Source organism: Arenimonas sp., assembly GCF_019459675.1.
GTDB lineage: Bacteria > Pseudomonadota > Gammaproteobacteria > Xanthomonadales > Xanthomonadaceae > Arenimonas.
In genome coordinates, this window is sequence record NZ_JAIBFH010000033.1 from 1 (window position 1) to 7,428 (window position 7,428).

The following is a 7,428-nucleotide window of genomic DNA, read 5'->3' on the forward strand; positions in this document are numbered from 1 at the left end:
GGTGTGCGGTGGGGGGTGTCGCCGGCCGCGCCACCGCCTCCGCGGACGCGCTGCTGTGGGGGGTTGATCCCACCGCCGAGCCCTCGGCGAAGCTGCCGTGCCGTCCGAAGGTGTACTTCGAGGAATGGGACGAGCCGCGCATCAGCGGCATCCGCTGGGTGGCCGAGCTGGTGCGCATTGCCGGCGGCGACGACATCTTCCCGGAGCTGGCGGCGCAGTCGCTGGCCAAGTACCGCATCCTGGCCGATGACCACGAGATCATCGCCCGTGCGCCCGACATCGTTTTCGGCTCGTGGTGCGGCAAGAAGTTCCAGCCCGGCAAGGTCGCCGCGCGTGCGGGCTGGGCCTCCGTGCCGGCCGTGCGCGACGGCGAACTGCACGAGATCAAGTCGCCGATCATCCTGCAGCCCGGGCCCGCGGCCCTGACCGACGGCGTGGCCGAAATGGCCAGGCATATCCAGCGCTGGGCCGCGTCCCGAAGCTGAACGGCCCGATCGTGCCCCTCTGTGCGCCTGCGCGCACAGTGCGCGGCGCTAATGTGCGATAAGGAAGACTCAACCCCTGTAGGAGCCCACCATGGCCTCGAAGATCCTTGCGTTCGCACTGTCCGTCGCCCTCGTTTTCGTCGGCACCACCTCGATGGCCAACGCCACCATGATCTCCACCCAGCAGGCGGTTGCGGTGGAGTCGCGCGCTGATCTGGAAACCGAAGTGCGCGCTACCCTGGCCCGCGCCGACGTTGCCAGGATGATGGTGGACATGGGCGTTGACCTGGCCGACGTCGATTCGCGCGTGGCCTCGCTCAGCGACGCCGAGCTGGCCCAGCTGCACAGCCAGATGGAGCAGGCCCCGGCCGGCGGTGTCCTGGGCGTGCTTGGCCTGATCCTGGTGATCCTGATCGTGCTCGAGCTGACCGGCGCGATCGACATCTTCAAGAAGGTCTGACCTTGGCCGATAACGGGCGCGCGCCGGCTTGGCCGGTGCGCGCCTTTTTCTTGCTGGCGCTGCTGGGCCTGTGCGCCTGTTCGGTGAATCCGAAGCTGGCGCTGCCCGCCGGCGACAGCCTGCTGCTGGGCGGCGTGCCCTTCCATCCGCAAACCCAATACCAGTGCGGTCCCGCAGCCCTGGCCGGGCTGCTGGGCGCCAGCGGTGTGCAGATCACCCCCGAACAGCTTGAGCCGCAGGTCTACCTGCCCAAGCGGCAGGGCAGCCTGCAGCTGGAGCTTCTGGGCGCCAGCCGCCGCGCGGGACGGATCCCGTATGTGATCGACCGCGATACCGACGCCGTGTTGGCCGAGCTCCAGGCCGGTCGCCCGGTGCTGGTGCTGCAGAACGTGCTCACCCCCAGCGTGCCGCGCTGGCACTACGCGGTGGTCGTAGGCAGCGACCCGGCGCGCAACCGGCTGGTGCTCAATACCGGCGTGGACGAAGCCAAGCCCACGCGCGCGCGCAGCTTCCTGCGCACCTGGGACTGGGCCGACCGCTGGGGCATCGTGGCGCTGCGGCCGGGCGAACTGCCCGCGCGCGCCAACCCGCTGCGCTATGCCGAGGCGGTGGCTGCGTTCGAACCGGTGGGCGGCGCAGCGGCGGCACGCGTGGCCTGGGAAGCGGGGCGGCAGCGCTGGCCCGACGACCACCGTGCGTACCTGGCGCTGGGCAATCTTGATTACGCCGCCGGCGATCGCGAGGCCGCGCTGGCGTCGTTCGCCCGGGGCCTGGCGGCGTCGCCGCGCGAACCGGTGCTTTCAAACAACTACGCCAGCGTGCTGGCCGAAACCGGCTGCCGCGCGCACGCGCGCCGGGTGCTGGAAGTAGCGCTGGAAGTGCTGGCGCCCGATTCGCCCTGGCTTGCCGCACTCACCGCCGCGCGCGACCAGTTGCCGGCCACGTCCACCGACCCGGCACGCTGCGCCGCGCGCTGAATCTCAGCCCAGCACTTCCAGCCCGAGCTGGGCCAGCATCTCGGTCATGCGCCCGGCCTGCACCGCCTGTTCGCTGGACGCGTTGCCCTGCTCGGCGCGCTTGGCCACGCCCTGGGCGATGGCCGCAAGCCGGAAGAAACTGAAGGCCAGCACGAACGGCCAGTCAGCCGGGATGGGCCTGCCGGTAAGCGCCGAGTATCGCGCCAGCAGCGACGCTTCGTCGGGAATGCCCAGCGCGGCGCGGTCCAGGCCCGCCAGCCCGGGCAGCGCCGGGTTGCGCGGCAGCCGCAGCGCCATGCAGAAATAGCCCAGGTCGGCCAGCGGGTGGCCCAGCGTGGACAGCTCCCAGTCCACGATCGCGATCACGCGCGCCTCGCTGGGGTGGAACATCAGGTTGTCGATGCGGAAGTCGCCGTGCGCCAGCGCCCCGCTGCCGTCGTCTGCGGGGCAGCGGGCCGGCAGGCGCTCGATCAGGGCGTCCATGGCGGCGATCGGCCGCGTCTCGCTGGCGCGGTACTGTTCGCCCCAGCGCTTGAGCTGGCGTTCGAAGTAGCCGCCCGGCTTGCCGTAGTCGGCCAGGCCCACGGACGCGGGGTCCACCGTGTGCAGTGCGGCCATGGCGTCGATGATGGCGGCGTAGATGTCGGCGCGCTGTGCCGGCGTGGCGTCGGGCAGGGACGGGTCCCAGAAGATGCGGCCGTCCACGTACGACATCAGGTAGAACATCGAGCCGACCACCGATTCGTCCGCGCACAGGTGCAGCGGCCTGGCCACCGGCACCGCGGTGCCGTGCAGCGCCTGCAGCACGCGGAACTCGCGGTCCACCGCATGCGCCGACGGCAGCAGCTGGCCCGGCGGTTTGCGGCGCAGCACGTAGCGGCCGCTGGCGGCCTCCACCAGGTAGGTCGGGTTGGACTGGCCACCCTTGAACTTGGTGGCCGTCAGCGGGCCCTGGAAGCCCGGCACCTGCTCTTCCAGGTACGAGGCCAGTGCGTCAACGGGCAGATCCAGCGGATGCGCCATGGTCAGGCCTTGAGCATCGAGCGGGCGAGCGATGCGATGTGCACTTCGTCCGGCCCGTCGGCCAGGCGCAGTGACCGTGCGCCGGCGTAGGCCTGCGCCAGGAAATGGTCCTGCGACAGGCCGCCGCCGCCGTGCACCTGCATGGCCCGGTCGATCACCGCGCAGGCCATGCGCGGGGCAACGATCTTGATCATGCCGACCAGGTCCTTGGCGCCCTTGTTGCCGTGGGCGTCCAGTGCCGCGGCGGCCTGCAGGGTGAGCAGGCGTGCCTGTTCGATTTCGCAGCGCGACAGCGCGATGGCTTCCTGCGCCATGCCGTGGCCGCCGAGCGGACGGCCGAAGGCCTCGCGGCTCTTGGCGCGCGCCACCATCATTTCCAGTGCTCGCTGCGCCAGGCCGATCAGGCGCATGCAGTGGTGGATGCGGCCGGGTCCCAGCCGCGCCTGGGCGATCTCGAAGCCGCTGCCGCGTTCGCGCAGCAGGTTGGCCACCGGCACGCGGACGTTGTCGAACGCCATTTCGACGTGGCCATGCGGCGCATCGTCGTAGCCGAAAACAGTGAGCGGCCGGACCACGCGCACGCCCGGCGTAGCCATCGGCACCAGCACCATCGACTGGCGGCGGTGCGCGGCCGCGTCGGGGTCGGTCACGCCCATCACGATCAGGATCTCGCAGTGCGGGTGGCCGCCGCCGGTGGTCCACCACTTGCGGCCGTTGATCACGAACTCATCGCCTTCGCGCACGATCGGCATGGCGATGTTGGTGGCGTCGGAGCTGGCCACGTCGGGCTCGGTCATGGCGAAGGCCGAGCGGATCTCGCCGGCCAGCAGCCGCGGCAGCCACGGCGCCTGCTGTCCGGGCGTGGCGAAGTGGGCCAGCACTTCCATGTTGCCGGTGTCGGGCGCGCTGCAGTTGAAGGCCTCGGGGGCATGCAGGGAGCGGCCGGTGAGCTCGGCGATGGGCGCGTAGTCGAGGTTGCTCAGCCCGGCGCCCAGGCGCGCGTCGGGCAGGAACAGATTCCACAGGCCGGCGGCCTTGGCTTCCGCCTTCAGCGCCTGCATGCGCGGCACCGGCGTCCAGCGCGTGGCCGGATCGGCATCGTGCGCGGCGAACTCCGCCTCGGCGGGGATGATCTTGTCGGCGACGAAGGCGGCGACCTTGGCCTGCAGTTCGCGCGAGCGCTCGGAGAAGGGGAACAGCGTGGCGGGGCGTTCAGAAGTCATCGGCGTCTCGTTGTCGGGGCGGCCCGGCGTGCGGGCAGGGGGTTCAGTAGTAGGTCCACAGCTCGCGTTCGCCGTGCAGGTGCGGCAGGGCGTTCCACGAGCCCAGGCGCAAGCGGCCGCCGTGCGGATGGAATTCCGACAGGGCGCTGTTGCGCAGCGCCAGGTTGAGTTCGACGGCCCGGTGGTCGGGCACGTCCAGCGCGATCTGGGCCAGCCGGGAAATCACGCCGCCCGAGCTGAGCACCAGCACTTCGTCGTCTCCGGCCAGCGCTTCCAGGCGATCGCCTGCCGACTGCACGCGCTGGCCGAAGGCGGCCCAGGATTCGGGCAGGCCCGGCAGTTCGTCGCGCGCCCAGGCCAGCAGCGCCGCCTGCAGCATCAGGCCGACGTCGCGCGGCTTGCCGCTGCGGCTGGCCACCACGATCGGGTCGCTGGGGTCGCGTCGAAGGAAAGCGCCGAACACGGCTTCGTGGTCGAACTCGGCGAAGCCCGGGTCGGCGACGAAATCGGGCAGGGCCAGCCCCTGTTGCGTGAAGGCGGCCGCGACGCCTTCGGCGGTCTGCCGGTGCCGGCGCATGCCGCCCACCACCACGGCCTTGAAACGGTGGCGGCCCCGCACCAGCCACTGGCCCAGGAGCCGCGACTGAAGCTGCCCGCGTTCGGACAGGTTGTCGTAGTCGGCGGCGCCGTAGCTCGCCTGGCCATGGCGCACCAGCAGAAGACTCACCTGGCGAAGAATTCCTGGCGGAAGCTGGCCTTGATCGGTGCCGTGGCGCCTTCGGGCGTCACTTCCAGGTCGAACACCAGCGTGTCGTTGCCGGTGATGCGGGCCTCGGCCAGGTAGTACACGGCGTCGCCTTCGCGCACCTCGCGCGCCCGCAGGTCCAGGCGCTGGCCGTTGAGGTTGGTGGCCACCAGTTTCACCGACGCCTGCACGGCGCGGTCGGCGCCAAGTTCTCCCTGGCGCACCGAGATGTTCACCAGCGCGCGGTTGGCCGACCGGGTGATGCCGTACTGGCGCGCCACGTCGGGCGTCAGGCTGGTGGTGGGCACGGCGTTGTGGTGCACCACGTAGCCACCGGCCCGGGTGGAGTTGTCGGCGAAGGCGGGCAGCGCCAGCAACAGCGCGAACAGCCCCAGGACGATCGTGCGAACGGGTGAGCGATGCATGGACAGGCCTCCGCGGAGCGATGGACCATCATCGCCCCACGGCTGTGTCGAGTCCATCAAGACCGGGTGGCGCACCGGTCACTGGCTGCCCGCGGCCAGCTCGCGCCCGCGGCGGGTGGCCGCGGCCACGGCCTGGTCGACCAGGGCGCGGAAGCCGCCGGCTTCAAAACTCTCGATGGCGGCCTGGGTGGTGCCGCCCGGCGAGGTGACGCGCTGGCGCAGCACCGCCGCCGGATCGGACGATTCATCCAGCATGCGCGAGGCGCCCAGCAGGGTCTGCACGACCAGGCGGCGCGCTGTGTCCGGCGCCAGGCCCTGGGCTTCGCCGGCGGCCTGCAGGGCCTCGGCCAACAGGAAGACGTAGGCCGGGCCGCTGCCCGACACGGCCGTCACGGCGTCCATCAGCGCCTCGTCGGTGATCCAGGCGGTGATGCCGGTGGCCTGCATCAGGGTTTCCGCCGCGCGCCGCCCGTCGGCGTCCACGGCCGGGTTGGCGTAAAGCCCCGTGGCGCCTGCGCCCAGCAGCGCCGGCGTGTTGGGCATGGTGCGAACCACGGCCTGGCCGCCGCCCAGCCAGGCATCGATCTGCCCGGTGGTGATGCCCGCCGCGATTGAAACCACCAGCGGACGCTGGGCCTGGGCCAGCGGTGCCAGCGACCGGCAGACCTCGCGCAGCACCTGCGGTTTCACCGCCAGCACCCAGATGCCGGCGTCGTCGGCGGCCTGCGCGGCGGTGGCGTGGGCGTGTACCCCGAAGTCTGCCGCCAGTGCGTCCCGCAGCAGCGGCACCGGCTCGGCCACGCGCAGCGAAGCCGTCGCCTGGCCGCGGGCCACCAGGCCGCCGATAAGGCTGCGGGCCATGTTGCCGCCGCCGATGAATGCGATGCAGGACGAGGTCATGGGCGCACCGTAGTCGATGGCGCGCTCATTGGCCACGCGCGCCGAACAGCGCCGTGCCCACGCGCACCAGGGTGGAACCTTCGGCAATGGCCAGCCCGAAGTCCTCGCTCATGCCCATCGACAGCGTGTCCACGCCGGGATGGCGGGCGGCGACGGCGTCGAACAGCGACTTGAGCCGTCCGAACGCGTCGCGCCGGTGGGCGGGGTCGGGGTGCGGTTCCGGGATGGCCATCAGGCCACGCAGGCGCAGGCGGGGCGCGGCCGCGATGCGGTCGGCCAGCGCCGGCACGTCATCGGGGCGGCAGCCGGACTTGCCGGCTTCTCCGTCCACGTTCACCTGCACCAGGACGTTCAGCGGCGGCATCGCCTCGGGTCGGGCCCGGTCCAGGGCGTCCACCAGCTTGGCCCGGTCCACCGACTGCACCCAGTCGAAGTGTTCGGCGGCCTCGCGGCATTTGTTCGACTGCAGGTGCCCGATCAGGTGCCACTCCAGCCCAAGCCCGGAAAGGGCACGAATCTTGGCAATGGCCTCCTGGACGTAATTCTCGCCAAAGGCGAGCTGGCCGGCCTGGGCCATTTCACGCACGGCCTCGGCCGGGCGCGTCTTGGAAACGGCAAGCAGCCGCACGCCGTGTGGCCGGCCCGCCAGCTTTGCCGCGTTTTCAATACTTTGCAGGATGCCGTGCAGGGCCTGGTGCAGCTGTTCCATGGGGGGTATTCACCTTCGGGGATAGAGCTATACTGCCCCGGGGACACGCGGTCGCCTATCCGTAGACGCGCTGAGGGGATTCACATAATGGACATCGCCGAACTACTGGCATTCTCGGTCAAGAACAAGGCCTCCGACCTGCATCTGTCGGCCGGGCTGCCGCCCATGATCCGAGTGGATGGCGACGTGCGCCGGATCAATATCCCCGCCCTGGACCACAAGCAGGTGCACTCTCTTGTCTACGACATCATGTCAGACAAGCAGCGACGCGACTTCGAGGAATTCCTCGAGGTCGACTTCTCGTTCGAAATCCCCGGCCTGGCGCGTTTCCGCGTCAACGCCTTCAACCAGAACCGCGGCGCCGGCGCCGGGTTTCGCCCCATTACCACCCAGATACACACCCGCGAGGGGCTCGCCCCCCCCCACATAATAGCCCCAATCAAAGACCAACCCCCCGGGCGGATGCAGGTGACCCGCCCCC

Annotated in this window: 9 protein-coding genes and 1 pseudogene; 4 read left to right on the forward strand and 6 right to left on the reverse strand. The window is 70.8% G+C overall.

The features are described 5' to 3' along the window. From K0M70_RS01120 to K0M70_RS01130, 3 genes are all read left to right on the forward strand, one after another. The coding region (locus K0M70_RS01120; RefSeq protein WP_290778164.1) for an ABC transporter substrate-binding protein at positions 1 to 485 on the forward strand (485 nt) is incomplete at its 5' end. Between the two features lie 91 nt (positions 486 to 576). Beyond that, the gene (locus K0M70_RS01125; RefSeq protein WP_290778167.1) at positions 577 to 945 is read left to right on the forward strand and encodes a PA2779 family protein; all 369 of its coding nucleotides are present in this window, start codon (positions 577 to 579) and stop codon (positions 943 to 945) included. A 35-nt stretch (positions 946 to 980) separates the two neighbouring features. Continuing rightward, positions 981 to 1,922, forward strand: a complete 942-nt coding sequence (locus K0M70_RS01130) for a PA2778 family cysteine peptidase (RefSeq protein WP_290778170.1) — start codon at positions 981 to 983, stop codon at positions 1,920 to 1,922. A gap of 3 nt (positions 1,923 to 1,925) precedes the next feature. Here K0M70_RS01130 and K0M70_RS01135 read toward each other — a convergent pair whose 3' ends face one another. The 6 genes from K0M70_RS01135 to K0M70_RS01160 form a co-directional block, all read right to left on the reverse strand. After that, positions 1,926 to 2,945 carry a phosphotransferase gene (locus K0M70_RS01135; RefSeq protein ID WP_290778173.1) on the reverse strand — a complete coding sequence of 340 codons (1,020 nt, stop codon included), beginning with the start codon at positions 2,943 to 2,945 and terminating at the stop codon, positions 1,926 to 1,928. Between the two features lie 2 nt (positions 2,946 to 2,947). Further along, positions 2,948 to 4,168, reverse strand: coding sequence for an acyl-CoA dehydrogenase family protein (locus K0M70_RS01140; RefSeq protein WP_290778176.1), 1,221 nt, complete (start codon positions 4,166 to 4,168; stop codon positions 2,948 to 2,950). Positions 4,169 to 4,211: 43 nt separating this feature from the next. Beyond that, positions 4,212 to 4,895 (reverse strand): histidine phosphatase family protein, encoded by a 684-nt coding sequence (locus K0M70_RS01145; RefSeq protein ID WP_290778179.1) that lies wholly within the window; start codon positions 4,893 to 4,895, stop codon positions 4,212 to 4,214. Beyond that, complete coding sequence (locus K0M70_RS01150) at positions 4,892 to 5,338, reverse strand: DUF4426 domain-containing protein (protein ID WP_290778182.1); 447 nt, start codon at positions 5,336 to 5,338, stop codon at positions 4,892 to 4,894. The genes K0M70_RS01145 and K0M70_RS01150 overlap by 4 nt, the downstream gene beginning before the upstream one ends. A gap of 78 nt (positions 5,339 to 5,416) precedes the next feature. Further along, entirely contained in the window at positions 5,417 to 6,238 is an 822-nt protein-coding gene (proC, locus tag K0M70_RS01155; protein ID WP_290778187.1) for a pyrroline-5-carboxylate reductase, read from the reverse strand. 25 nt (positions 6,239 to 6,263) lie between these two features. After that, a complete protein-coding gene (locus K0M70_RS01160; protein ID WP_290778184.1) occupies positions 6,264 to 6,947 on the reverse strand; it encodes a YggS family pyridoxal phosphate-dependent enzyme in 684 nt (227 codons plus the stop codon). A gap of 87 nt (positions 6,948 to 7,034) precedes the next feature. On the opposite strand from K0M70_RS01160, the pseudogene K0M70_RS01165 reads away from it, so the two are divergent. Beyond that, positions 7,035 to 7,428 (forward strand): annotated as a pseudogene (locus K0M70_RS01165) (twitching motility protein PilT); the annotation flags it as partial.

What these genes read in the sequence shown, in the direction of transcription:
- K0M70_RS01140 (WP_290778176.1), bottom strand. Translation starts at nt 4,168, where the DNA reads ATGACTTCTGAACGCCCCGCCACGCTGTTCCCCTTCTCCGAGCGCTCG.
- proC (WP_290778187.1), bottom strand. Translation starts at nt 6,238, where the DNA reads ATGACCTCGTCCTGCATCGCATTCATCGGCGGCGGCAACATGGCCCGC.
- K0M70_RS01160 (WP_290778184.1), bottom strand. Translation starts at nt 6,947, where the DNA reads ATGGAACAGCTGCACCAGGCCCTGCACGGCATCCTGCAAAGTATTGAA.
- K0M70_RS01125 (WP_290778167.1), top strand. Translation starts at nt 577, where the DNA reads ATGGCCTCGAAGATCCTTGCGTTCGCACTGTCCGTCGCCCTCGTTTTC.
- K0M70_RS01150 (WP_290778182.1), bottom strand. Translation starts at nt 5,338, where the DNA reads ATGCATCGCTCACCCGTTCGCACGATCGTCCTGGGGCTGTTCGCGCTG.
- K0M70_RS01135 (WP_290778173.1), bottom strand. Translation starts at nt 2,945, where the DNA reads ATGGCGCATCCGCTGGATCTGCCCGTTGACGCACTGGCCTCGTACCTG.